Source organism: Shewanella sp. BJSY2023SW001 (genome assembly GCF_047314685.1).
Taxonomy (GTDB): Bacteria; Pseudomonadota; Gammaproteobacteria; order Enterobacterales; family Shewanellaceae; genus Shewanella; species Shewanella indica.
This window is the reverse complement of record NZ_JBKORF010000080.1, coordinates 91861-116617: the sequence shown is the minus strand read 5'-3', so window position 1 is coordinate 116617 and position 24757 is coordinate 91861. Positions and strand designations below refer to the sequence as shown.

The following is a 24757-nucleotide window of genomic DNA, read 5'->3' as shown; positions in this document are numbered from 1 at the left end:
GGGAGCTTCCCGGCCTAAGGTAACACTATGTTAGTAAGGACTTCATTACTGCGGCTATTGCCCTTGTTGCTGCTGATCCCCACGGCCCAAGCAGAGGTATTCCAACAACAAAATGGCATCAAAGTCGGCTATGAACACCTGTTGGATGTCAAGGACAACAACCCTAATCTCTATAGTCAGAGTTACCTCAGCTTTACCAACACTACCCGCGCCAGTTGGGGCGATTTTGCGGCTTGGCTGACACTGGAAAACCCCCTGGACGACAACGACAATCAGCAAGGCGAAAAGGCCGGCGCTACCGTCAAGTCCTGGCTAAAGCTGGACTACAATCTGGGAGATAGTTCCTTTAACCTTTGGCTGCAGTCTTTTACGGCCAACAATAAACACCGTACCGAAGAAAACTTCTACTACGGCTTGTCTTACGACATTCAGTGGCAGAAGCTTAAAGGAACCATGGCGATTGGCGCCCATTACGCCTGGGGCGATATGGATGCCTCTAAGCAAGACTTTAATGGCAGCAGTGGTTATGCCGCAGTGGTGCAGATAGCATATCCTATAACTCAGGAATTACTGGGTAAATTTTACTTTGAAACCCAATTTGATCGCAGTGATGAACAAGTAACAACTTTCCTTTATCGGGATTCTGGTTATCAAGCAATTTTGGGGTTGGATTATCAACTCCTACCTCAAGCCTCAGCTTCATTGGCATATAAGTATCGAGATGCTTGGGGAGGTTCAATTCATCATGGAGGAGAACTGTTATTCGAGTTAGGATATCAATTTTAAAAAAAAACAAATAAATAACACAAAAAGTATGCCAAAGGTAATAAGGATCACATTATTACCTTTGGCAATGTTAAAATACATATCACTCTTGATGGACGCGGGTCACAGTAAATCTCCATTTTATATACTATCTTGTATAAAAAGGGGAGCCGACCATGAATAAAGCCGACATAAACAATTTATCACTAATTCACCTTCAGCTAATAAGGCTTATCTTGGAGCATGGAAATGCCAGTATTGCTGCTCAAGAATTAGGGTTGACTCAATCTGGAATCAGCTATCATATAAAAAAAATAAGACAGATATTTAATGACGAAATGTTTGTCAGAACAAAGTACGGCTTCACCCCAACAGAAAAGTGCAACAAAATTAAAAGCACTGTTCAGGATATTATATTAAGAATTGAAGATGATCTGCTAAACAGTTGTGACTTTTCGCCTATGAATATCGATAAGGAAGTCTGGCTTGCGGCCGATAATACTATCTGCAACTGGTTTCCAGAGTTAATAGAACAAGCCAATCAAATCGCTCCTAGAATGATACTTTGTACCCGCAGTTGGAATCAAAATAGTTTTGATGAAATTCTCACCGGCTCTATCAACTTTGGCATTCACGTTAACCAAACCTCGCTCAGTTCTCTCTACAAGGTAGATCTGCTACCCTGTTGCAGGTATTTCTTTATGCGTCATGATCATTACCTGGCGAAGAAAGGACATATTGATCTAAAGGATCTATTGGATTTCCCCGTGGTATTGCACGACTTGTGCGGTTTCAACTCTTATGGTCAATCCCTGATCGAAAAGACCATGAAGCTCAAATTTCCACACTTCAAGATCAGAGCTAAAATTAGCAGCATCAGTGAGATAATCGAAGTCCTCAAGAGCAGTAACGCCCTGGTGTATACCTCGGCACTGGCTTTCCCTCTGGAAGAAATAGGTACTGAGCTTTGTGTACTGGAAGCACCAAGCAGTCTATCCGATGTCGAGTTTATTTATAAACTGTATATCTCTTCCGCTCGCTACGGCTCAGTGGAGTCCGACTGGTTAATCAGCTTTATCAGCGAATCATTCCGTCATTTTGCCTGCCGTAAATATCAGCTGCTGGAGTCACTGATCTGCAACCAAGTCTAAGCAACCAAACAGAGCAAAAGCCACTATTGACAGGCGTTTCAAGAGCAAAAGGATCTGATGGCGCAGCCTGGTATAGCTAGACTTATACGAAGCCAAGATTAGACTTGGCTTCGAGGATAGCGTCATGAGTGTCTTTACACGCCTGCTGGCCGTTTCAGACGACAGCAATAGAGGAAAACTGGCCCTGAGAAAGGCTGTGCAACTGGCCAATGCCAGCCATGCCGAGCTCACACTGCTCAGAGTCAAAACCCCCCAGTATCAGGGTATTGGTCAGTGGTTACAGCAAAAAGTACATCCCCAGCCCTTGGTTTCCCATCTAAGGGAAAAACGCCCCCATTATCCATCGAGAGAGTTGAACCTTTGCGTGAAGCAATGTCAGGCCAAAGATCTGCCTACCGCCATTCTTATTGAGCTCAAACAAGCACATTACGATCTGCTGTTGGTAGAACATCACAGTTACTCAGCCCTGCAGTGTGAGTTGGGCCATACCTATGACTGGCAACTGCTGCAACGAGTTCCCCTGCCGGTGATGTTTGTCAGCGACTCTCCCTGGGAACAACAAGGGTCGTTGCTGGCGGCTTTGGAGCTGGATGAAGACACGGAAGATCATGCCCATTTCAATCACAGGTTGTTGCAACAAGCCAATGAATTTGCCGGATTACTTAAACAAAAATTACATCTGCTCAATTGCTATCAGGAAGCCGACATCAGCATGGCCTTCGATAACCTATTACCCGGCTGTCGCTCACTGAAAGACAATCAATGGCATAAACTGCGACAGGTTGCCAGGCCTTTGGCTTTGAGTGACGAACAGTTGCATCTGGCCAGCGGCATGCCGGATCATGTAGTACCGGAAGCCGCTCAAAAATGGCACAGCAACATAGTTATCATGGGGGCGGCAGAGCACAGGGGCTTGTTGAGTGAACTCAACGGCCACGCCTCAGAGCAGATGCTCAATCAACTGCGCTGCGATGTACTGGCGTTAAAACTCAGTTGCCCCTTGCTGCATTAAATCACTTCAGCGGCCGCCCACCATCAAGTGATAGAGTGCGGCCCGTTATATAGCGGCTGGTCATCAGATACTTCACCGCGGTCAGCATCTCCTGCTCGCCGCCCTCTTTAGGCAATAATGCCTTGGCAAGCGCCTTTTGCCGGTAGGCCGTGTCATCCTGCTCATTGAACAGCATCAGTGCCGGTGCTATGCCGTTGACCTTGACACCCGGCGCCAGCTTGGCGGCAAATGACAGGGTTAAATTATCCAGCGCCGCCTTACTGGCGGCATAGGCTATGTGCTTCTTACTGCCCTTCTGCGCCACATAATCGCTGATGTGGATAATATCTCGGCTGCCTATCTCATCTGTCTGCAGTAGCGGCGCCAGTGCCAGATTCAACTGATAGGGCACGGAGGCGTGGATCTGCATCATGCTGTCAAAAACCTCTGCGGCATCTATGTCAGGCCGCTCCGGCATCCAATCCGAGGCGTTGTGAATGATTGCCCGCAGAGACTCATGCTTGCTTTTTACCTCGGCAATAAAGGCTTTGATCTCGCTATTTTGCAAAAGATCCACTCGATACAGCTCAGCGCCCGCTGCCTTGAGATCGTCGATAGCAGCATAGTGGCTGCGATAAGTGCCGATAAGTGGGTAGCCCTGAGCCATCAAATCCTTGGCCATTGCCAGTCCCAGACGCTTTCCTATGCCGGTGATCAAAATAGGCTGCATGTATTTTCCTTTCATGTGTCAGTCACACTATTGTTTCACGTTAGGCCGCACTCTGACCAGTCTCGGACAGTGCTCTAACCTGGGCGCAGATGCTAATCTGAACATATTGGAAACCCTATGAAAATAAACAGATAACCTTGACTAATCGGCAAAGTGCCAACTCGCTCGCATATTTGAATTTCAAAGCCATAAATACTGCTACACCTGTGCTCGCTTCAACAGTATCGCCATACAAATACCCAGTATTATCAATTAAAAATTCAACTACAAAGGTCACTCCCATGCGTCTCAATCAGTTAATCTTATTGGTAGCCCTGTTTATTTCCCCTCTGGCCTACAGTGCCAACAGCCTGTTTGGCAAAGCGGTCGATCTGAATATCTTAGTGCCCATTTCCACATTGATGGCATCGCCGAATGACTATCTGGGTAAGGAACTCACAGTGGAAGGCACCATAGTCTCAGTGTGCAGTAAGCGAGGCTGCTGGATGGAGCTGGCAACCGACGACAGCTTTGATCGTTTGAGAATCAAGGTTCGTGACGGTGAGATGGTCTTTCCCATCAGTGCCAGAGGGCAAAAAGCCTATGCTACCGGAGCTTTAGAGGCAATTGAGCTGGATCTCGAACAAACCCGCGCTTATCTCGGACATCAGGCCCTGCAACACAACAAACCTTTCGATCCCGAGTCTATTACTCAAGCCGTGACTTTCTATCAGTTGCATCCATACGGGGTCGAGATCCGTGATGCTGAATAATAAGCTGCGCAAAAGGATACGTTTATTACACAGAGACATAGGGTATCTGTGCATAGGCATGACTCTGGTGTATGCCATTTCGGGAATTGCCGTCAATCATATCAATGACTGGAACCCCAACTATCAGATAACCCAAAGCGAAAGCCGTGTCGAAGGGCTGAGTCCTTCACTGGGTAATAATGACATTCAAAGCCTGTTGAGCAGGCACTTTTCGCTGCAGGATAATATCCGCAGCGGTTACCGCGCCAGCGCCACCGAGTACCAACTATTTCTCAAAGACGGCAGCCTGCTGAGCGCCAACCTGGTATCCGGCACAGTCTCGGCCGAGATGGTAAACAACAGGCCATTGTTGCAGGCGCTCAACTATCTGCACCTCAACCATGCCCGTGACGCCTGGACTTGGATTGCCGACATCTATGCCGCCATGCTGCTGTTTTTGGCATTATCTGCGCTAGTGATGTTGCGTAGCAGTAACGTGATGAAAAGCCGCAAGACCTGGCTGACACTCACAGGTATCCTACTGCCATTGCTGTTTATTCTGCTGCGCTAACGCTCTCTGAGCAAAAACGCTAGCAGATAACAAAGAACCCGGTCATAGCCGGGTTCTTCCGTTTTCTGTCCCCTTGAAGAGCTTAACGACCGAAACGGTATTCCACTCCCAACCAATAGTTACGTCCCTCCTCGGGGAAGCCCTCACTGTAGGCGTAGTTGCGGTCAAACAGATTATTGACCGAGGCATTAACACTCAGCCCCTGCCAGAGACGGTAATCGAAGCGAATGCCGGTCACGCCAAAGCCACTGGCTACCTGAGTGCCTCTGGAGCTGCTGAGGCTGTCGCTGCGAGCTTCCTGACTCAGGATGATGTCCAGCTTATCCAGCGGGGTCAGCTTAACCCAGGCAAAGAGTTGATGATCCGGCAGGCCGGTAACATCAAGCTGTTCATCCTCAACATCGGCGTGAATATAGCTGTAGCTCAGGCCTACACTGGCCCAATCGCTGAGATCGCCATAAAGCCCCAGATCCAGCCCGCTGTAATCTACCCTGCCGCTGTTGCGGTTTTGGATAAGCGTCGGGGTGATGTTATGGGTCAAAATCGCATCGGACACCCGGTTATAATAGACACTGCTGTCCAGTTGCCAGTTAGCGGCCAGAGTTGTCTGATAACTGAGTTCCAGGTTAGTCGCCCGCTCAGGCTCCAAATGCGGGTTGACTATGGCAGTTTGGCCATAGGCGGGCCTGAAAGTGGTGTAGCGTTCTTTCAATGTCGGAAAGCGACTGCGCTGGGATAGAGACAGTTGCAGTGTATCCAGGTTATCCAACTCATAACGGGCCATCACTTGCCAATTGAAAGCGTGCTGCGAGTTGTCTTCATAGCGGGTCAGGCTGCCATCCTTTTCATGTTTGTAGCCTTCAAGGCTCTTGCGGGAGTCATAGCTGATGCCCCCAACCAGATCCAGGCTCTCTCTCAGGGCCCATTGATACTCCACTGCCGCCGACAGGGTTCTGTCCTTGTACTTGTCAAACTCCCCCCCTGGCTCCCCCTGTTCCTTGTGCAGATCTTCCTTCCAGTGAGCGGCAAACGACAAGATATCGTCTTTGCGCATATCGATACTGAGCTGCAGACCGGCACCATTGCTGGCATCGTCATAATGACTGTAGGGGCCTTTTTGTTGCTGCAGGTTTTTCAGGCTCTTGTATATCCTCAGGGTGTTTTCAAATTCATCGCGATAGAGGCGACTGTGCAGCACAACCCCAGGGGTGAACTCTGTATAGCCGCTGTAGTAAAAGCTCTGTTTGTCGTACTGCGGCCACTGCCAATAGGTAGGGCGAATATCGGCTTCAGTGCCGGCATAAGGCGGACTGTTCTTTTCCCCTTCCTGGCGGATATAAGTAAAAATGTACTCGTCTGTTTCATTGGGAGTCAGCCCCAATTTGGCGGTGCCGCGGCTATCGCTGTATGCCGAGTTGGCGCGTTTGCCGTCACTGCCGGCGATCGGGTTGTCGTTATCGTGGGACAGGCCAACAAAGTCTTTGTCCAGCTTATTGCCGCTCAATTGGATAAAGCCCCAATCATTACTGCCGGCCAGGCTGGCATCCAGGCTATAACCGTTGTCCTCTCCACGGGCCCAACCTTGAGAAGCGCTCAGTTGTGCTTCAAAGCTCTTCTTGGGTCTGCGGGTCGTCAGGTTGATGGCACCGCCCATCATATTCGGTCCCTGCAGCAAAGAAGCATACCCCTTGGAGACTTCCACTGAGGCCAGATCCGACGCCAAAAAACGCCCCAAGTCCAGATTACCGTCATAGGGGATGTAAATCGGGACTCCATCAAAAAACAGCGGTACCTGCCTACTATCAAAACCCCGAACCTTAACCTGTACCTCGTTACGACGACCGGATTTTTGCAGGCTAACCCCAGGAATAATATTCAGCGCCTCTGCCACGTTCTGCTTATTCAGCATCTTGATGGTGTCTTGATTGACACTGTCCTGATTGGCGGCAATCGGGCTGCCCCAGACACTGATCCTTTCTATTTTAGTTTCGTTTTTACTCTCAGGTTCAGCCACGCTGCCATCGGCAAGCGCCAACGGAGAAGCCAGCATCAGCGGCAGAATAGAGTAATAGTGCTTTGGTTTCATACTACAGACCTTCAACATCCAATCGATATATAAATCTCTATATATCGATAATTAAAAAAATACCCGGAGCTCGGTGCGAGTCCGGGCAATAACTAATCAGACTCTGACTCAGGACAGGGGAGTCGCATCCCAATAGACCATGGCCCAGCTGCGATCGCCGGTTCGCAGCGGTTTGTCCTGTTGCTTATGACGCTGATAATACTCTTGCAACCGCAGTTTTTCGGGTTCATCCAGCGGCCCCAGCGACCAGGCAACGTTGTCTTCAAACTGAGCGTAACTCTCAGCCTGGTTCATGCAACCACTGGACTCGATGAAGTCCACCTTGGGCTTAATACCCATCTGCTGCAAAATATTCACCGCATACAGATAGTTAGGCAGAGTCACCACCTTACGACCTATGGCTTGAATAATGGCGGGGTCGATAAAGGTTGAGCTGACTGTATGTGTGGTATAAACCCTTTTGCGGGCCTGACGATTGAGCTTTTCCAGGGCACTCTTGAGGCAGCCCACCAGAGTCGAGCGCGACGCTACTGCGATATCACACACGGGGATATCACTCCAATCATCTTCCCAGGCTCTCTTAATCAGAGTGACATTGCTCAAACCTTCCGCATCGGCGCGGCGTTTGGCCACTTCCAACATGCCGCTGCTGTAATCCAGGCCATAGACGGCCTGCATCTTGTCGGCCAGCCCCAGACACACTGAGCCAGGGCCACAGCCCATATCCAAAAGCGTGTCGCAATCACTCAAGTCCATCAGCTTGAAAAAGCCCTCCAAGTAACTGTCCTTGGGTCTGGCGCAGTTTTCGGCCATCTTTTCCGCGCGCTTGTCCCAATGTTCGGCACTCTTGTGGCTACGTTCAGCCCTTTGCAGGTGCTCGCGGTACATGGCGGCAAAGTCCAGCTCTTCTATTATCATGAAATCACCTTGCTTAAAATTTAGCGCTCCCGTCAACACCTCAAAGGTGCTCGGCAATCGCAGATTCACTGACGCCATAGAGCTGCGCCAGTCCTGATACTTGCAACTGCCCGGCCACTGCGCCTTGTCTCAGGCCATGACCGGGTTCCACCAAGGCCACGCTATCGGCCAACAGCTCGGCATGACGTGGATGGTGAGTCGACATCAATACTGCGATTCCCTGCTGCTTGAGTCGTTTAACCTGAGCCAGCAACTTGATTTGATTGCCGAAATCCAGGCTGGCGGCCGGTTCATCCATCACCAGCAGTCTTGGCGATTGCAATAGGGCCCTGGCAATCAATACCAGTTGTCGTTCGCCGCCGCTTATCTGATCCATGGCGCAATCGGCCAAGTGAGCTATATCCAACTGCTTCAAAGCCGCCAACGCCCGCTTCTGCTCATTGGCGCCGGGCACGGCAAACGGCCCCAATCGCGACTGGCAGCCCATGAGCACCATTTCCAACACCCGAAATGAAAAACGGCTCAACTGCGCCTGCGGCACATAGGCCATCTGCTGTGCCAGCTCGCGCTGCGACCATTGATGAATTTGCCTGCCGGCTATCTTTATCTCACCGGCCAGTGGTTGCAGCAAGCCAAGCAGCGTTTTCAATAAGCTGGTCTTGCCGCTGCCATTACAGCCGAGCAAACAGACGATTTCAGCTTCCGGCAAACAAAGCTCTACATTTGCCAGCAAAGGCTTACCGGCATAGCCCACTGTGACGCCTTGCATGCTGGCGATCATTGGCCCCGACCTCCGCCTCTTAACAGTAAAAACATAAAGAAAGGCGCGCCGATACACGCGGTTAAAATCCCCAGCGGCAACTCGATTGGCGCCAGAGTGCGCGCCAGAGTGTCGGTCAGCAGCAACATAAAGGCACCCAGTAGCATGGACATGGGCAACAAGCGTCTGAAATCGGCGCCCACCAGCAGGCGGGCTATATGCGGCACCACCAGCCCAAGCCAACCTATGATACCGGCGATGGATACCGCCGCCGCAGTCAGCAAAGTAGCCGCCAAAATAAATATCAGCCGGGTTTTCGCTATATTAAGCCCAAGACTGCTGGCCTCATCGTCGGCCAGGCTTAACAGATTCATACGCCAGCGCAGCAGCATTAACGGTACCAAGCCCAGCAACATCGGCAGCAAGCTGGACTTGAGGTCTGCCAGCGTAATATCCGACAACCCACCCATCAGCCAGAAAGTAATGGAAGGTAACTGACTGTAGGGATCGGCCAACAATTTCATCAATGAAATACCGGCGCCACACAAGGCGCCAATAGCTATGCCCACCAGAACCAAAGACAATACTGGATCGCCCTGACGACTGAGCCGCGCCAGCAGACAAACCAGAGCCACCACCAGCAAACCGCCGAGAAAGGCAAACAGCTGGATGTTGTAAACCGGTAAGTCCAGGTAGATGCCCAGAACAGCCCCCAGGCCAGCCCCGGCGGAAACGCCCAGAATATCAGGTGATACCAGAGGGTTACGGAACATCCCCTGATAGGCGGCGCCGCTGGCGGCCAGACCGGCTCCTATCATAAGCGCCGCCAAAATTCTGGGCAGCCGCAAATGCCAAAAGACACTGATACTCTTGCTGTCCAGGGCGGCAACATCGCCGCCGATAGCATGCCATAGCGCTTGGCCCTGCTGCACCAGGCTAAGCGGATACTGGCCACTGGCCGCAGCAAAACAGAGAATACCGAGACAGATCCCGGCCGCCAGTGGGTATTTAATTCTGTCGTTCATGCGGAGCGCAGCAGATTGGCAGCCTGCTCTCCACTCAGCTCACTGTGGTAAAAATCGCGGTAGAAATCCTTAACCAATGCTTGCTTGGCCTGCTCATCAGCGCCGGATAAAAGCAGTCTAAGATAACTCATGCCCAGCAACCGGTTTATTCCCGGCGGTGAGTCAATCCAACCAAAGGGCTTGTTCGGCAACCAATAGACCCGCTGATTACGCACAGCCGCCAGCGTGCCCCAGACCGGGTCTTGACGAATATGGCGGATAAAGGCGGGATCCTGACTTATGATTAGCTCAGGCTCCCAGGCCATTAATTGCTCCAAAGAGACTTTGGCCAAGCCGCGGTAGTCACCGGCCTTGGCGACATTCTTAAGCCCAAGCTGCTCTATGGCTTCGGTATGAATGGAACCTGTAACTCCGGTTTCAAGCCCTGTCGCCCCGCGGCCGAAGTAAAAAGAGAGCGGCTCCCCCAAACTGCGGCCAAACTCTCTGGCATCACTGAGTATTTCGGCCGTACGCTTGGCAACAAAATCGGCTCGCTCGTTGACTCCCAACACCTGCCCCAATTTTCTCAGCTGTGCCGGAGTACCTGCGAGTGAGCCATCGAGCAGCAAAAACGGCACGCCGCTGATGCGTTCCACCTTTTGTGCCATCGACTGGTAGTTTTGGCTGAGGTTGCCATAGTCAACAACAAGATCGGCATCCAGAGTCATCAGCTTTTCCAACGAAAGACTGGCATTGCGGCCCACCAAACGGCCCAGTCTGGGCTTTTGCCACAGACTCGGAGCAAATCCATGCTGTTGTAACAAAGCCGGCTTGAGATGGGCGTAGCCGAGCAGTTTTTCCGGACTCAAGGCCAGCAACAGCAGATCAGCCGGCCCGCCGGCACTGACCACCCGCTTGATATCTTTAGCCTGTGGCAGCGACAATTGCCCATTTGGGGTCAACTCAGTTCCATTGGCCAGCATGGGCAAAAAGGCCAACAAGCCTAGACTTAAGCCGCCCTTAATAACACTCCTTCTATCCAATCTTGTTATCCTCACCGCCAATCGATATATACAAAAATATACAGCGCTGAAAATTACCTTTATCCACCCACTTTGGCAATGGATGGAGATCACAATTAAAAGATTTGCAACAGCGAACACTTAAAAACGCTATACAAGCGCGTGGAAGAAATAACTTAAAAGGCAGATAGTTATCTGGCAAACATAGACAAGGGTATCCGCACCGGCTCCTTTCTCGAACCAGTCAATAACACAATCAAATTATGGTCTTGCTGCTCAGGAATTATCAAGGCAGATCTGTGGCTTCATCCTATGTTCCCATAGATGCATTCGGGGCTGGTTGAGCATTATGGGGCAGGAGCGTGCAGACCTCAGTCGCCGCTCCGGCGCAGCATATAATTTATGTCGGCACACTAGCGTACCTTGATGAAATAGTCCGGCACTGCTGGCCTGCGCGGCGCAGTTCAAAGTTTACAGAATCAAAAGGGAGTCTGGGGATACGTCCTATACCTGCCAGTCTATTTCCGCTTGCTGCCACTGCTTGAGTTGCTGATTGATGGCCGAGAAATGGCCACAACCAAAGAAACCGCGATAGGCAGAAAGAGGTGAAGGATGCGGGCCGCTTAAGATCTTGTGCTGCGGCGCCCTGATAAGTTTGCCTTTCTTAATGGCATGACTGCCCCAAAGGACAAAAATAATCGGTTCTTCACGCTGATCGAGCAGCTGCAGCGCCCTGTCGGTGAAGGTTTCCCAGCCCGCTTTGGCATGGGAGTGCGCCTTGCCCTGTTCCACTGTCAGCACAGTGTTGAGCATCAAGACCCCTTGTTTGGCCCAGTTTACAAGATGGCCGTGATCCGGGATTGTGAATCCTGGGATGTCAGTCGCCAGTTCTTTGTACATATTGACCAGCGAAGGTGGCGCCTTCACCCCGGGTTTGACCGAGAAACACAGGCCATGGGCTTGCCCTGGGCCATGGTAAGGATCCTGACCGATAAGCACCACTCTCACCTTATCCAGCGGTGTCAGCTCAAAGGCGCTGAACACCTCGTTTTCAGGAGGAAAGATGGCCTTGCCGGCGGCGCGCTCTGCGGCGACAAACTCACTGAGTTGCTGAAAATAAGGGACCTGTTGTTCGGCGGCGATAAATGCCTGCCAGTCAGCGGAAAGCGCCATGGTGATAATCCTCTGCGTAAAAGAGGCCATAGCTTAAGAGTGCCGACTGCGGGATACAAGCGCCGAGCATAGACTCTGAGGCCTGTATTCGAAGGAACCCGAGTCAATTTTGCAAGCCAACCTTTTGAAGTGTAAGCCAAGATACCCCACGGACACAGACTTGAGTGACAGCAACTGCCGCAACGGTTGAAGCCACTTTTTACCCAAATGCCAAGAACTTTGCCCCAAGGCGCGGGGATTCAGATCCCAATCACCAATATTTTTCCTTGGCATAGCGCCTTTTTAGGTTAGAATCGGCCCTCAATCTTTGGCTTAGCAAGAGCGAATATAATATGTCAGATGCCAACAACCAAACCACCATATTCCAGTTAGCAGATCAGTTTATCGCCCTCGCCAATGAACTGACCCAGCAAGAAGGCGACGTCGGCAAGGTTGGCACCGCCCTGAGATTTGCCGCCGCCCGCTTCAACGCCTTTGAAGCCTCGATCAAGTCTGCCGATCTGGGCGCCGAAAAAGCCAATGCCCTGGAGTGGTTTACCGCCGAATATCGCGACATGTTGGATGACAACCTGGAAGATCACATTGCCAACCCTCCGGTAGTCAACAACGAAGAAACTACCGAAGCGGCCGATAATGCCGTGCAGCAATTCAAGATCTAGGCTCAGTTTATTGCAGCTGCGGGGCCTGGTCCCCGCACTATTACACCATTCCGGCTTTCCCCTTCTCGGTCTCGTCAGCGCATCACAACCTCTGTTTCTTCCGCGACACTTTCAAAAGTTATTTGAATATCTGCCAATTACAGGCATAAATACCAGAGTCATCAACAGGACTATTCTGGGTAACCGCGCATGATACGAGCATTGCAGGACTTGAAAATATTCAGCGAAACCGCCAGACAGGGCAACCTGTCGCGGGTGGCACAACAGCTTGATCTGACTCCAGCCGCCACCAGCGCTGCCATCAAGCGCCTTGAGGCCCAACTCAACACTGTGCTCTTTGTCCGCTCTACCCGCAGCCTGCGTCTGACTCAGGAAGGCGAAATCTTTCTGCAACACTGCAATGAAGCCCTGAATATTCTCGATAATGGCTTTCAGGCGATTCAACAAGGTCGGAGCCTGCTCAAGGGCAAGTTACAGTTGTCATTGCCATCGGATCTCGGCCGCAACCGCTTGCTGCCGATATTGGATGAATTTATGGAACGCCACCCACAGGTGAGTATCAGGGTGCAGATAAGCGATCGCCTGACGGATATCTATCGCCAACCCGTCGACCTAGTGATCCGCTACGGGCTGCCAGCCGACTCGGCGCTTATCGCCCTGCCGCTTTGTCGCCAAAATGACAGGGTGCTGTGCGCCTCGCCCGACTATATTGCCAGGTTCGGTGCGCCGGGCAGCCCAGAGGAACTGGCAAAGCACAACTGCCTGTGCTTTATGCTGGCCGATGCGACTCACAGCAAGTGGCATTTTCAGTCACAGTCGGGCCAAATCACTGTGCAGGTCAAAGGCGATAGAGTCGCCGATGATGGCGAGTTGGTACGGCGTTGGGCCGTGGCCGGCAAAGGCATAGCCTACAAGTCACGGCTCGATATCAGTGAAGAACTGAAAAATGGTCAACTACTACAGCTCTGCCCCGAGTGGCGCGGTGAAGAAGCACCAGTCAATATGCTCTGCGCCGACAGACGCCAGCTCAGTCCTTTGGTTATCGCCCTCAGGGAACATCTCGAGCAGGCATTGCAATCACAGCAGTGAATAGATCACCCGCCCGGCCAACAGGATAAGCACCAGGCCGCTAAGGCGGTCAATCAACTGTGCCTTTTCTCTCAGCTTGGGCAACACCTTGGGCTGAGACAAGAGGAAAGCTATCAGGGTGTACCAGAGTCCATCCACCAGCATGGGGGTCAAGACTATGATGCCTCGTCCCAGCAGACTGTCCGCGGCGGCGACAAACTGGCTGAACAAGGCCAGGAAAAACAGCAAAATTTTCGGGTTGAACAATGAGATGGCAATGCCGTCCCGGGCCGCTGTCAGCATGCTCGTCGGCTTGCCGGCACTAAGCTTTTGCTGCATTCCGCCCTTGGATTGCAGTGCCTGAATTCCAAGCCAGGCGAGATAAAGCGCCCCCAATAAGGCGATGCCATTAAACAGCAAAGGGGTGTGTTTCAACACCACAGCCAAACCCAGCAGAGTGATAAAGGCGTAAACACCTATCCCCAAAGAGTGTGCCCAGGCGCAGGTAATACCGCGACTGCGACCGCCACCCAAGGTGTGGCGCACCACCATGGCCAGGCTCGGCCCGGGTGACATGGCCCCCAAACACGAGATAGCCACCAGTCCCAACCAGTCACTCCAATTCATTGTTTCCCCTCGATGAAACCCACACCATTTAGCCCTGTTTTGTGACCCACAAAAGACAAGTACCATCCGCAACAGGTTGGTCAATATACTCTATGAAGCCAGCGCTTTCGAGCCGCCAATTTTCAATTAGTTTTAAGGCTTGCTGGCTATACTGGGCGCCCTTATAGCTCCCTAACCCCATTGAGGCCCGGATGATACTTACTCTCAGCATACTGGCTCTGCTCAGCCTAATAGCAGTGATTGTGCTGCTGTTAATCAAAAAACGCCGCGGCGCCAAGATCCCCATGGCGGTGATCCTGGTGTTGGGAGGAATGGCTTTTTGTGTCGCCGCCGTGGTCAGTTTTGTGTATCGCGGCGAAGATTATGAGGCTTACCGGGAACTGCATTGGCAAACCTTAGACAGCCAGGCAATCCCGGCTCTGGTGGCCGAAGGCAAAACAGTCGTCATCGATGTGAGTGCCGATTGGTGCCTGATTTGCCAGGCCAACAAGGCCAATGTGCTCCATCGGGAGCAGATTGTCAGAGCGCTGGCCGAGCCGAATATTGTATTGATGCGTGGCGACCTCAGTAAGCCCAACCCGGCGGTATCCAACTATCTCAGCTCCCAGGGCGTTGCCGGAGTGCCTTATAACCGCGTCCATGGCCCGGCCGTGCCCGAGGGAGTCGTGATGCCCAGCGTCCTGACGGTCAATGATCTGCTCAAGGTGCTGGCTCATGTTCAAGCCAGGCAGTAAGGCACGATATATCGTGCCTTTGTACTGACAAGCCCGGTAAGCGGCTCTATACTGGCGCAGTCCTCAGTGCCGAAGGAGCCGCCCTTGTCTGACTCAAACAGCTTTTTGCCCGAAAACCGCCTCTTGCTCAATGCCGTCAGTGAAGGCATTTATGGTTTTGATCTTAAAGGTAATGCCGTCTTTATCAACCCAGCTGCCGAGAAGATGACCGGCTGGAGCGCCGCCGAACTCCTGGGGCGCAAGATCCACGACTTTCACCATCACAGCCACGCCGATGGCAGTGTCTATCCCCACGAAGATTGCCCCATCTATCAGACACTCAAAGATGGCAAAGCCAGAGAAATCACCACGGAAGTCTTCTGGCGCAAGGACGGCAGCTGCTTTCCCGTACACTATAGTTCCACCCCAGTGTGGCAGGATGGTAAGCTCAAGGGCGTAGTAGCGATATTTCGCGACATTAGCCTGCAAAAACAGACTGAGTTGTCGCTGCGTCAGGCGCTGGAACAGGTACAGGCGCTATCGGAACAGCTGGCCTCGGAAAACTCCTGGCTGCAGGCCGAGCTGGAAGACAAGACGGGCACCCAGGAGATTGCCGGTAACAGCCCGATGATCCAAACTCTGCTCAAACAGCTGCGCCTGGTGGCCAATACCGACAGTACCGTGTTGATCCAGGGGGAAAATGGCACCGGCAAGGAGCTGGTCGCCCGCCAGTTGCACCGACTCAGCAGCCGCAAAGACAAGCCGATGATCTCGGTCAACTGCGCCGCCTTCTCTGCCGGACTCTTGGAGAGCGAACTATTCGGCCATGAGAAAGGCGCCTTTACCGGTGCCAGTCAGCGGCGCAAGGGGCGCTTCGAACTGGCCCATAGAGGCACCCTGTTCCTCGACGAAGTGGCCGAGCTCAGTCTGGAGGCGCAATCCAAGCTGCTACGAGTCATTCAGGAGCAGGAGTTTGAACGCGTCGGCGGCAGCGACAGTATCAAGGTGGATATTCGACTGATCGCCGCCACTCACCACGATCTGCAGCAGCGGGTGGAGCAAGGTCTGTTCCGGATGGATCTCTTCTACCGATTCAATGTCTTTCCGCTCAAGGTCCCGGCACTGAGACAGCGGCGGGAAGATATTCCCGAGCTGGTGCAACAGCTGCTCAAGAGTCTGTCATTGAAACTGGGTAAACCGCTGGCGGGCGTTGATGGCGATAGTCTGCGGCGGATGATGCAATATCAATGGCCGGGAAATGTGCGTGAATTGCAAAACCTGCTGGAGCGGGAAGCCATCCTTGCCCGCGAGCCGATACTGCATCTCGCTCCCTTGCCCAGCGATACACAGCTGCCGACCGTGGGTCAGACTCTGGCCGAAGTGGAGGCGGCTCATATCAAGGCGACTCTGGATGCCTGTCACTGGCGAATATCCGGCCCAAGGGGTGCGGCCAGCAGTCTGGGGCTGCCTCCCAGCACCTTGAGATCCCGGATGCAAAAGCTGGGGATCTGCCGCCAAGGCAGTTAAAGCCATAACAGGGGATTCAAAGCGTAAAAAGTCACGACATATCGCCAACTCACGCTATGTCGTGAGTTGGGTTTCCTACATCTAAATAAACATTAGATATAAATCAACAAGTTAATCCTGTATTTGAACTGGCACGTCTCTTGCGATTGTCTAGCCGTATGTCAGTCGTCATTCAGGAAATAGCATGGTTCAACAGGCAAGACAGTCATCGGAAGCGATTCCGGTCACTTTTATCCCCTCCCCCCAAGATAAAAAGAGCAGCCACCAAGGCGGTAAAATCCACTTTCGTAGCCAACGCGGTTATTTTCAGCGTTGGCGCAGCGGCCTCAACGCCCTGTTGATAGCCCTGTTTCTGTTACTGCCCTTTATCGATTGGCAGGGGCGACAGGCCATCTGGTTCGATCTGGCCAATCAACAGTTTTACTTTTTTGGTGCTAGCCTCTGGCCCCAGGATTTTACCCTGTTGGCCTGGTTCTTTATCGCCGCCGCCTTTGCCCTGTTTTTTGTAACCCTGTTTTGGGGCCGCGTCTGGTGTGGCTATCTCTGCCCGCAAACCGCCTGGACATTCGGCTTCGCCTGGGTAGAAGAGAAGCTCGAAGGCAGCCGTAACCAGAGGATCAAGCTGGACGCTTCGCCCATGAGCCTCAGCAAGGCTAGCAAACGCGGCGGCAAACACCTGCTGTGGATATTGATTTCACTGCTCACCGGCTGTGGCTTTATCGCCTACTTTGTACCGGCCAAGCAGTTGTATCCGGAGATTTTTACCTTCTCCGCCGGTTTTTTGGATAGCGCCTGGGTGTACTTTTTTGCCCTGTGTACCTATCTCAATGCCGGTTGGATGCGCGAACAGATGTGCCTGCATTGCTGCCCCTATTCAAGGTTCCAATCGGCCATGTTCGATTCCTTCACCAAGACAGTGACCTATGATGCCCAGCGGGGTGAAAGCCGCGGCCCAAGAAAGCGCAAACAAGCCACAGAGCTTGGCGACTGTGTCGATTGCAATCTCTGCGTCGAGGTGTGTCCCACCGGGATAGATATTCGTAACGGCCTGCAATATGAGTGCATCAACTGTGGCGCCTGCGTCGATGCCTGCGATCAGACCATGAGCAAGTTTGGCTATCGCCCCGGGCTCATCTCCTATACCAGTGAAGAGTCACTGACCGGGCAAACTCCACCACTGTGGCAACGCAAACGCTTTATTGGCTATGGTGCCGCCTTGTTAGCCATACTCTGCACCATGGGGCTGGATATCTACTCGCGGGATCCCATCACGCTCAATGTGATCCGCGACCGCCAGAGCCTGTACCGGGAAACCCTGGATGACGGCATAGAAAACAGCTATCTGCTGAAAATACGCAATAAGACCCAGCAGGATAAGCAATACAGGATAGAGATCAGCGGCGCCCTGCCCTATAAGTTGTCGACCAATAGCGTTCATATCGCCGCCGGCGAGCAGTATGAATTGCCGCTGACCCTGACTGTGCCTGTGGCGCAAATTGACAACAACCGCAGCAATCTGCTGTTTAAAGTGCTTGAGGCCGATGCGCCAGATAATAGCGTCAGCCAGAAGTCGGTATTTTTTGCCCCTTGAGTTGCCTCAGGGCGACGAAGTGTTTCACCCTGCTTCGTCGCCCGCTTTTTTATCCTCTACTCTGCTGGGCAATCAGCCCCTGCAGTATGCTTTTCACCTTGCTCTGCTGGTCATCTCCCAGCAGATAACCATCTTCGGTAAAGGCTTCGTGAGCCTTGGCAAGCGCCAACTGCTCGGGCAATACCAGCGCTCCCAGGTTGAACATCAGCTCGCGGACCGGGGTCAAGCCTCTGAGCCCCCCGAGAGCTCCCGGGCTTGCCGCCATCAAAGCTACCCATTTACCGGCAAATACATTGCCCGCGGGCTGAGTTGCCGGGCGGGACAGCCAGTCGATGGCATTTTTCAATGCCGCAGTCATGGAACCATTATACTCGGGGCACACCAGCACCAGACAATCGCTCCGCAACAGCTTGCCCTTAAGTGCCACGGCAGCTTCGGGAGCGCCAAATTCGGCCTCTTCATCCTGATTGAGCAGAGGCATGGGAAAGGCATTCAGTGTCAGCACTTCAGGCTCCAGCCCCAGTTCAGCGGCCACTGTTGCGGCATAAAGGGCTAGGCGGGTGTTGAACGAACCTTTCCTCAGGCTACCGGAAATAAACTTTATCCGCAGTTTCTGCATGTTTTTATCCTTAATTACAGTCAATTAACCCACTTATTGCACAGGATTTTTCATCAGTCACCATTGCCTTGACCGCGCTTTGCCTCTAACCTGAACTCTGATCATTACTAAGCACTCCAAAAGGTGCAGAAAGTGTCGGGGGAAGCACGGGCCAAAGTTAATATCATGGCTGGATAAGTATTCAAAACCCAATAACAATAATAAATTCCAAAGGAAAAGGTGATGACAAGAGTGATACAGAATCAGGTATACGATAGCCAGACTCAGTTGGATTTTTCCCGCTACGACTCTCTTGCAGATATGATAGTCAGCAGCTGTGAGCGTTATGGCGACAAGAGCGCCTTTGCCTGCCTCGGCAAGGCCATCAGCTTCCGGGAACTGGAGAGGGATTCACGCGCCTTTGCCGCTTTCCTGCAGCACAATACCCAGTTGCAAGTCGGCGATCGCATCGCCATTCAACTGCCCAATATCAGCCAATTCGTTATTGCCGCCTATGGCGCTATTCGCGCAGGCCTGGTACTGGTAAATACCAACCCCTTGTATACCGAACGGGAATTGATCCATCAGTTCAAAGATTCAGGCGCCAAGGCGCTGGTGGTACTGTCAGATCTCTTGCCGATTCTGGCCAAGGTCGTTGCCAGCACCCCGATAGAAACTGTGATATCCACCCATCCGCTGGATCTTATCGAGCCACAAATTCAACCCAAGACCGGCCTGAAAAACCTCGAATTTACCAAAGTTCTTGAACAGGGGCGTCAGCTGGAATTCACCGAAGTAAAGCTGAAGCTGGACGATTTGGTGGCGCTGCAATACACGGGCGGTACCACAGGCCTTTCCAAGGGAGCTATGCTCAGCCACAAAAACCTGATTGCCAACGCCCTGCAATGTGAATCACGTATCGGCGCCAACCTGGTTCAGGGAGAAGAGATCTTCGTCGCCCCGCTGCCCATCTATCATATTTACGCCTTCTTGGTGAATCTGGTGCTCTACTTCGAGCGAGGCGCCCTGACAGTACTCATTCCTAATCCGAGGGACATAGCCTCACTGATCAAGACCTTGGCCAAATATCCCTTTACCGGATTTGCCGGGCTCAACACCCTTTTTGTTGGCCTGTGCCACCAGCAAGCCTTCCGTGAACTGGACTTCTCTCATCTGAAGATCACCATTTCCGGCGGTACAGCCCTGACCGAAGCCGCGGCCAAACTCTGGCAACAAACCACTGGCTGTACCATATCCGAAGGCTATGGCCTGAGTGAGACTTCACCGGTTATCTCCCTCAACGCGCCGGGGTTGGAACGTCTGGGCAGCATAGGCAAGCCGGTTATCGAAACTCAGGTGCAAATTCTCGATGGCAATGACCAGCCCCTACCGCCGGGGCAAGCCGGTGAGCTGGCGGTGCGCGGCCCTCAGGTGATGAGTGGTTACTGGCAAAAGCCCGATGAAACTGCGGCTGTGATGACAGAGGATGGCTTCTTCAAGACTGGGGATATCGCCATTGAGAGCGAAGATGGCTATCACAGCATAGTGGATCGCAAGAAAGATCTGATTATCGTCTCCGGCTTCAATGTTTACCCCAATGAAGTCGAAAACGTATTGGCCCGCTGTGAATTGGTACTTGAATGTGCGGTTATCGGTGTTGAAGATGAGCGCAGCGGTGAAGCTGTCAAGGCGGTAATTGTACTCAAACCCGAGGCCGATGCCACCCAGGCTCAAGCAGCTATAGAGGCACACTGCCGGGCAGAGCTCGCGGCCTACAAGGTGCCAAAGGTGATAGAGTTTGTCGCCCAGTTGCCCAAGAGCACGGTCGGCAAGATACTCAGGCGTGCACTGCGCAAATAAGTCAGATAAAAATGCCGCTTAAAAGCGGCATTTTTATTACCAAAGTTTTTTACTTTCAGCGTGCTACTGACGGAAGAAGTCCAGCAAATGGCTGAGGGCACAGATGGCGTGCACTATCAAAAATCCGATAAAACCGTGAGCCAAATGTTTATGCCAACCACGCCAGAGCAGCGCATCACTGGAGCCTTGGGTCAAATACCAGAGCAGGCCGGTCAGGGCAACACCGAGCAGCAGTAACATCCCCAGCCCTTCTATCAGGCTGAACAGCCCCTTGCCACCGGCAACCGGTAACTTGCCTTTGAACAAGCCGCCGATATCGGCACCTATCTGGCGCCAATCGCCGATAAACAGGCTGAAATACTGACGCCAGCGGCCAGCAGTACAGTTACTCACAAGAAACGTCAGCGACAACGGCACACACAGTAACCCGAGATAAACATGGCTCAGATCCCAGAAGCCGGCACCGGCCCTGATGCTGCGGATCATCATCAAACTGCTGCTACCCAGCACCAGAAACAAACACAAGAGCATTAACAACAAGTGTTGATGGGCACTATAGAAGCGCCAAAGACGTTGCAACAGAGCCATTTCTGCCTCGCTTTAACCCGCTCTGGAGATCAGAGCCTGCGCCGCCAATTGCTCGGCAAATTCCTGCACCTTGTCCCAATTAGTGTATTCAATACAGGTATTGGGATTGGTCGGTCCCTTGGTGATCCACATGATGAAACGTATGATATTTCTGTCCATGGCTCCATAGCCCTGATAGTCAAGGTTGCCGCCAAATACGGCCAACTGCTTGGGCTTCCATTCAGTCTTGGCAAGAAACGCCTGCATGTAAGGGTTGGTTTCAGGAGTATTTTTTTCCGGCTTGCGCGCCACCAGACTCACAGAAAAGAAGCCATTGGCCTTGCTTTCCAGTTGCTGCTGATGTTGACGGATATAGTCGAACACGGCGGGATTGTGTTTGCCGTGTCGAATACTGGCTCCAATGGCGACCCGATCAAAATCGGCCAGATCCGGCGCATCATCTATCGCCGCCATGGTCACTTGCTGCCCCAAAGCGCCAAGTTGCTTTGCCATAACGTCACAGATCTTGCGGGTCTGACCATGCACGCTGGAATACAGCAGAAGAGTCTTGCTCACCTTAACCCCTAATAGTTCAATCTCTTAGTACTGATGTCATCTTAGGTGATCCATTAGCTCATTTACATGAAACAGATCACGGGCGAAGGGCGAAACGCTATCCAAGCCGCGGAAATACCGAGTAGTTCACAAAAAATAACCGCTGTGAGACCCTTTGAGTAACCGTCCCTCAAGGAGCCGTTATAGCAGTGGAACCTTGGCGCTACAGCAGCTTTACAGCCGAATAATATTTTTCAACAAAGTTTTCTGGTTATCTCCAGGTTCAGGCATTAGCATAAGCTGATACTCTGCAGCCATTTTCTAAACAAGATGCAGCAACCAAGCCGCAATCCCCAGGCCTTGCTACTATGGATGACCTTTGTCATGTCCTTGGTATTTGCCGTCTGGCAGGCCCTGTTGAACAACTTTGTTGTTGAAAGAGCACAATTTACCGGCGCCGAAATAGGCATGCTGCAAAGCCTCAGGGAAGTTCCCGGTTTTCTGGCCTTTAGCGCCATTTTTGTGCTGCTGTTGATTAAAGAACAGGCCTTCGCTCTGTTGTCGCTGGCGCTGCTGTGTATTGGAGTGGGCATTACCGGTTTCTTTCCCCAGGTATTGGGACTCTACCTGACGACCGTTTTAATGTCAGTTGGCTTTCACTACTTTGAAACCATCAATCAATCCCTGACCCTGCAATGGGTCGACAAGTCCCAGACAGCCGGTTTTATGGGAAAGGCCATGTCATGGCGCGCTGCGGCCGCCCTGGGGGGGTATGGCAGCATCTGGTTGGTGATGACAGTCTTCAAGCTGGACTATGTCTGGATGTACAGCCTTATAGGGGCCTTGGGGCTTTTAATGGTGATCACCCTCTACTGCTATTTCCCCAGGTTCGATACCGGCGAAGTCCAGCACAAGAAAATCATCCTCAGAAAACGCTACTGGCTTTATTACTTGCTGACTTTTTTCTCGGGAGCCAGACGGCAAATATTTATGGTGTTCGCCGGCTTTATGATGGTGGAGAAGTTCGGTTACAGCGTCAGTGAGATCACGGCTCTGTTTCTGATCAACTATGTAGTCAACCTGCTGTTTGCCCCAGCCATAGGCCGCTTTATCGGCCGCATAGGAGAAAGGCACGCCCTGACCCTGGAATATATCGGCCTGGTGCTGCTATTTATCAGTTATGCCCTGGTGGAGGACGGCCACATGGCAGCGGCACTCTATGTGATAGACCACCTGCTGTTTGCCATGGCGATTGCCATCAAGACCTATTTCCAAAAAATTGCCGAGCCCAAAGACATTGCCGCCACCATGTCGGTCAGCTTTACCATCAATCATATCGCGGCCGTGGTGATCCCGGTATTGCTCGGAGTGCTCTGGCTCAGTTCACCTGCGGCAGTATTCTATATCGGTGCCGGACTCGCCGCCTGTTCGCTGTTGCTGGCACGCCTGGTGCCCAAAGATCCTGCCCCTGGGCGCGAACTCAGTTGGCACAAGACTCTCGTTGCAGAAACCCAACAGCAGGAAGCCGGCTGAACTACTGGACAACTAACTGAAAACTATGCATAAATAAGCACAGTTTTTGCTAGAAGATAATTAAGATGGCAGAGGAAAAACTCCCCAGAGAAATCGAAGAGCCAGGTCAGGCATCGGCCCGCAAGAAGGCACTGCGCCTCGGGCGCCTGCTGGGACTCGCCTCTGAGCAGGACTATAAACCCGCCAATGCCAGCGTCGCCGAGCGGGCCGCCTTTCGCATCGACAAACAGCAAGCCCAGTACCAACGTAACCTGGAAAACATCTATGCCATGGCACTGAGCTATACCCCATCCGACGTGACCGGGGTGGAGCTGGATCCCGACTGGGTACATCAATTCTTCCAAATGGCCGAGCAGATCCACAATCGCAAGATGCAGGATCTGTGGGCTCGGATCCTCTCCAGTGAAATCATCAATCCAGGCAACTTCAGCCTGCGTACCCTGGCAACCCTGAAACAGCTGACCTTGAGAGAGGCACACATACTGGAAAAAGCGCTGGGGATGGCGGTCAAGGTCAACAATGAAAGCCGACTCAAGCTTATCAGTGGTTACAGAGTCAGCGGCGGCATAGGCCAGTATTTTCGTAAACACAGCGCGGTCAACCTGGGGTTGTCGCAATTCGGCATGCCCTACTCAAGCATACTCACCCTGGTGGATGGCGGCATACTGCACAGAGGCGAGTTCGAGACCGGCATATTGGACAGCAAGAGCCCACTGCAACTGCAGATCCAGCAGCAACACCTGAAGCTGACCCCCAAATCAGGCCACCTGTTGTTCAGCTACTACCGCTTTACCCCGGTGGGCGATGAACTGGCACTCTTGGTGCGCCCAAGGGAAGACGAAGCCTATATCAAGGCGCTGAAGGCCTTGTTTACCAAAGACTTCAGCATTAGCTAGGCATCAACTGAGCCTCAGGCGCTGGCCTGTAATCGCGTCGATGGGATCACTTCCAAGGCAGAGAGGTAATCCAGCAATGCCTGCACCTGGGTATTGAGATCGCCCTTGCTGGTATCTATGGTCAACTCGGCGGCCAACGGCTCTTCGTAGGGCGCCGAAATCCCGGTAAAGTCTCGGATCTCCCCCTTACGCGCCTTCTGATACAAGCCCTTGGGATCGCGGGCCTCACACACAGCCAGCGGCGTGGAAACATGCACTTCGATAAAACGTCCCGCGGCAAACCGACAGCGAATGGCATCACGCTCGGCCCGGGTCGGCGAGATAAAGGCCGACAGTACCAGCAAACCGGCATCCACCATCAGGTGCGCCACTTCGCCCACTCTTCGCAGGTTTTCATCCCTATCGGCGGCGCTGAAGCCGAGATCTTTGCAAAGACCATGACGCACATTGTCGCCATCGAGCAGATAGGTATGAAACCCCGCCTCGAACAGTGCCCGCTCCAGGGCGCCTGCCAGGGTCGACTTGCCGGCGCCGGACAGCCCGGTGAACCAAAGCAGCACAGGTTGTTGGCCCTTCTGGGCTGCCCTTGCCGCCTGATCGACAGCATGCTGATGCCAAACGATATCGGCATTGGGCTGGGTAGAATTCTTCATTGTCACTC

The 24757-nt window shown here is 52.5% G+C and carries 25 protein-coding genes; 13 read left to right on the top strand and 12 right to left on the bottom strand.

Translation table 11 applies throughout. From position 1 onward, the window contains the following. Nucleotides 1-27 precede the first annotated feature (27 nt). From ACMHXH_RS18110 to ACMHXH_RS18100, 3 genes are all read left to right on the top strand, one after another. Nucleotides 28-786 carry an outer membrane protein OmpK gene (locus tag ACMHXH_RS18110; RefSeq protein WP_039033137.1) on the top strand — a complete coding sequence of 253 codons (759 nt, stop codon included), beginning with the start codon at nt 28-30 and terminating at the stop codon, nt 784-786. 155 nt (nt 787-941) lie between these two features. After that, the gene (locus tag ACMHXH_RS18105) at nt 942-1916 is read left to right on the top strand and encodes a LysR family transcriptional regulator (RefSeq protein ID WP_039033136.1); all 975 of its coding nucleotides are present in this window, start codon (nt 942-944) and stop codon (nt 1914-1916) included. A gap of 124 nt (nt 1917-2040) precedes the next feature. Continuing rightward, nucleotides 2041-2928, top strand: coding sequence for a universal stress protein (locus ACMHXH_RS18100; protein WP_335911840.1), 888 nt, complete (start codon nt 2041-2043; stop codon nt 2926-2928). 1 nt (nt 2929) lies between these two features. Here the strand turns inward: ACMHXH_RS18100 and folM are convergent, their stop codons facing one another. Then, nucleotides 2930-3637 (bottom strand): dihydromonapterin reductase, encoded by a 708-nt coding sequence (gene folM / locus ACMHXH_RS18095; RefSeq protein ID WP_200887981.1) that lies wholly within the window; start codon nt 3635-3637, stop codon nt 2930-2932. Between the two features lie 281 nt (nt 3638-3918). On the opposite strand from folM, the gene ACMHXH_RS18090 reads away from it, so the two are divergent. Then, entirely contained in the window at nt 3919-4389 is a 471-nt protein-coding gene (locus ACMHXH_RS18090; RefSeq protein WP_039033133.1) for a DUF4920 domain-containing protein, read from the top strand. Then, nucleotides 4379-4939 carry a PepSY-associated TM helix domain-containing protein gene (locus ACMHXH_RS18085; RefSeq protein ID WP_335911843.1) on the top strand — a complete coding sequence of 187 codons (561 nt, stop codon included), beginning with the start codon at nt 4379-4381 and terminating at the stop codon, nt 4937-4939. Before ACMHXH_RS18090 ends, ACMHXH_RS18085 begins: the two co-directional genes overlap by 11 nt. 82 nt (nt 4940-5021) lie before the next feature. On the opposite strand, the gene ACMHXH_RS18080 is transcribed toward ACMHXH_RS18085, so the two are convergent. From ACMHXH_RS18080 to ung, 6 genes are all read right to left on the bottom strand, one after another. After that, nucleotides 5022-7025 carry a TonB-dependent receptor gene (locus ACMHXH_RS18080; RefSeq protein ID WP_335911845.1) on the bottom strand — a complete coding sequence of 668 codons (2004 nt, stop codon included), beginning with the start codon at nt 7023-7025 and terminating at the stop codon, nt 5022-5024. A gap of 108 nt (nt 7026-7133) precedes the next feature. Then, complete coding sequence (locus ACMHXH_RS18075; RefSeq protein WP_039033132.1) at nt 7134-7943, bottom strand: class I SAM-dependent methyltransferase; 810 nt, start codon at nt 7941-7943, stop codon at nt 7134-7136. Nucleotides 7944-7983: 40 nt separating this feature from the next. Beyond that, nucleotides 7984-8724, bottom strand: a complete 741-nt coding sequence (locus ACMHXH_RS18070) for an ABC transporter ATP-binding protein (protein ID WP_039033131.1) — start codon at nt 8722-8724, stop codon at nt 7984-7986. Then, nucleotides 8721-9728 (bottom strand): FecCD family ABC transporter permease, encoded by a 1008-nt coding sequence (locus ACMHXH_RS18065; RefSeq protein WP_071475806.1) that lies wholly within the window; start codon nt 9726-9728, stop codon nt 8721-8723. Before ACMHXH_RS18065 ends, ACMHXH_RS18070 begins: the two co-directional genes overlap by 4 nt. Next, nucleotides 9725-10750: an ABC transporter substrate-binding protein gene (locus ACMHXH_RS18060; protein WP_144361567.1), complete on the bottom strand. Its 1026-nt coding sequence runs from the start codon at nt 10748-10750 to the stop codon at nt 9725-9727. The genes ACMHXH_RS18065 and ACMHXH_RS18060 overlap by 4 nt, the downstream gene beginning before the upstream one ends. Before the next feature lie 483 nt (nt 10751-11233). Further along, nucleotides 11234-11902: a uracil-DNA glycosylase gene (ung, locus tag ACMHXH_RS18055; RefSeq protein WP_335911847.1), complete on the bottom strand. Its 669-nt coding sequence runs from the start codon at nt 11900-11902 to the stop codon at nt 11234-11236. 332 nt (nt 11903-12234) lie between these two features. Between ung and ACMHXH_RS18050 the strand changes: the two genes are divergently transcribed. Continuing rightward, on the top strand, nt 12235-12561 hold the full coding sequence (locus ACMHXH_RS18050; RefSeq protein WP_071475804.1) for a DUF3144 domain-containing protein: 327 nt from the start codon (nt 12235-12237) through the stop codon (nt 12559-12561). A gap of 189 nt (nt 12562-12750) precedes the next feature. Continuing rightward, nucleotides 12751-13650: a LysR family transcriptional regulator gene (locus ACMHXH_RS18045; RefSeq protein WP_335911849.1), complete on the top strand. Its 900-nt coding sequence runs from the start codon at nt 12751-12753 to the stop codon at nt 13648-13650. Here ACMHXH_RS18045 and ACMHXH_RS18040 read toward each other — a convergent pair. Next, nucleotides 13639-14256, bottom strand: coding sequence for a LysE family translocator (locus ACMHXH_RS18040; protein WP_039033127.1), 618 nt, complete (start codon nt 14254-14256; stop codon nt 13639-13641). The two genes, ACMHXH_RS18045 and ACMHXH_RS18040, sit on opposite strands and share 12 nt — an antisense overlap. 191 nt (nt 14257-14447) lie before the next feature. Here ACMHXH_RS18040 and ACMHXH_RS18035 point away from each other — a divergent pair, with 191 nt between their 5' ends. The 3 genes from ACMHXH_RS18035 to ccoG all read left to right on the top strand — a co-directional run bounded on the left by ACMHXH_RS18035 (nt 14448) and on the right by ccoG (nt 18087). Continuing rightward, nucleotides 14448-14990 carry a thioredoxin family protein gene (locus tag ACMHXH_RS18035; protein WP_335911851.1) on the top strand — a complete coding sequence of 181 codons (543 nt, stop codon included), beginning with the start codon at nt 14448-14450 and terminating at the stop codon, nt 14988-14990. Between the two features lie 84 nt (nt 14991-15074). Next, nucleotides 15075-16496: a sigma-54 interaction domain-containing protein gene (locus tag ACMHXH_RS18030; RefSeq protein ID WP_335911852.1), complete on the top strand. Its 1422-nt coding sequence runs from the start codon at nt 15075-15077 to the stop codon at nt 16494-16496. Between the two features lie 184 nt (nt 16497-16680). Then, a complete protein-coding gene (gene ccoG, locus ACMHXH_RS18025) occupies nt 16681-18087 on the top strand; it encodes a cytochrome c oxidase accessory protein CcoG (RefSeq protein WP_335911853.1) in 1407 nt (468 codons plus the stop codon). A gap of 49 nt (nt 18088-18136) precedes the next feature. Here the strand turns inward: ccoG and ACMHXH_RS18020 are convergent, their stop codons facing one another. Next, nucleotides 18137-18706: an NADPH-dependent FMN reductase gene (locus ACMHXH_RS18020; RefSeq protein ID WP_162206808.1), complete on the bottom strand. Its 570-nt coding sequence runs from the start codon at nt 18704-18706 to the stop codon at nt 18137-18139. Nucleotides 18707-18928: 222 nt separating this feature from the next. Here ACMHXH_RS18020 and ACMHXH_RS18015 point away from each other — a divergent pair, with 222 nt between their 5' ends. Beyond that, nucleotides 18929-20545, top strand: a complete 1617-nt coding sequence (locus tag ACMHXH_RS18015; protein WP_162206809.1) for an AMP-binding protein — start codon at nt 18929-18931, stop codon at nt 20543-20545. 63 nt (nt 20546-20608) lie between these two features. Here the strand turns inward: ACMHXH_RS18015 and ACMHXH_RS18010 are convergent, their stop codons facing one another. Beyond that, the gene (locus ACMHXH_RS18010; protein ID WP_039033120.1) at nt 20609-21133 is read right to left on the bottom strand and encodes a cytochrome b/b6 domain-containing protein; all 525 of its coding nucleotides are present in this window, start codon (nt 21131-21133) and stop codon (nt 20609-20611) included. A 12-nt stretch (nt 21134-21145) separates the two neighbouring features. Then, complete coding sequence (gene hemG / locus ACMHXH_RS18005; RefSeq protein ID WP_234501206.1) at nt 21146-21688, bottom strand: menaquinone-dependent protoporphyrinogen IX dehydrogenase; 543 nt, start codon at nt 21686-21688, stop codon at nt 21146-21148. A gap of 309 nt (nt 21689-21997) precedes the next feature. Here hemG and ACMHXH_RS18000 point away from each other — a divergent pair, with 309 nt between their 5' ends. Further along, nucleotides 21998-23200, top strand: a complete 1203-nt coding sequence (locus ACMHXH_RS18000) for an MFS transporter (protein ID WP_039033118.1) — start codon at nt 21998-22000, stop codon at nt 23198-23200. A 65-nt stretch (nt 23201-23265) separates the two neighbouring features. Then, nucleotides 23266-24096 (top strand): TIGR03899 family protein, encoded by an 831-nt coding sequence (locus ACMHXH_RS17995; RefSeq protein WP_039033117.1) that lies wholly within the window; start codon nt 23266-23268, stop codon nt 24094-24096. Nucleotides 24097-24110: 14 nt separating this feature from the next. Here the strand turns inward: ACMHXH_RS17995 and cysC are convergent, their stop codons facing one another. Beyond that, nucleotides 24111-24749: an adenylyl-sulfate kinase gene (cysC, locus tag ACMHXH_RS17990; RefSeq protein WP_025009979.1), complete on the bottom strand. Its 639-nt coding sequence runs from the start codon at nt 24747-24749 to the stop codon at nt 24111-24113. Nucleotides 24750-24757 lie beyond the last annotated feature (8 nt).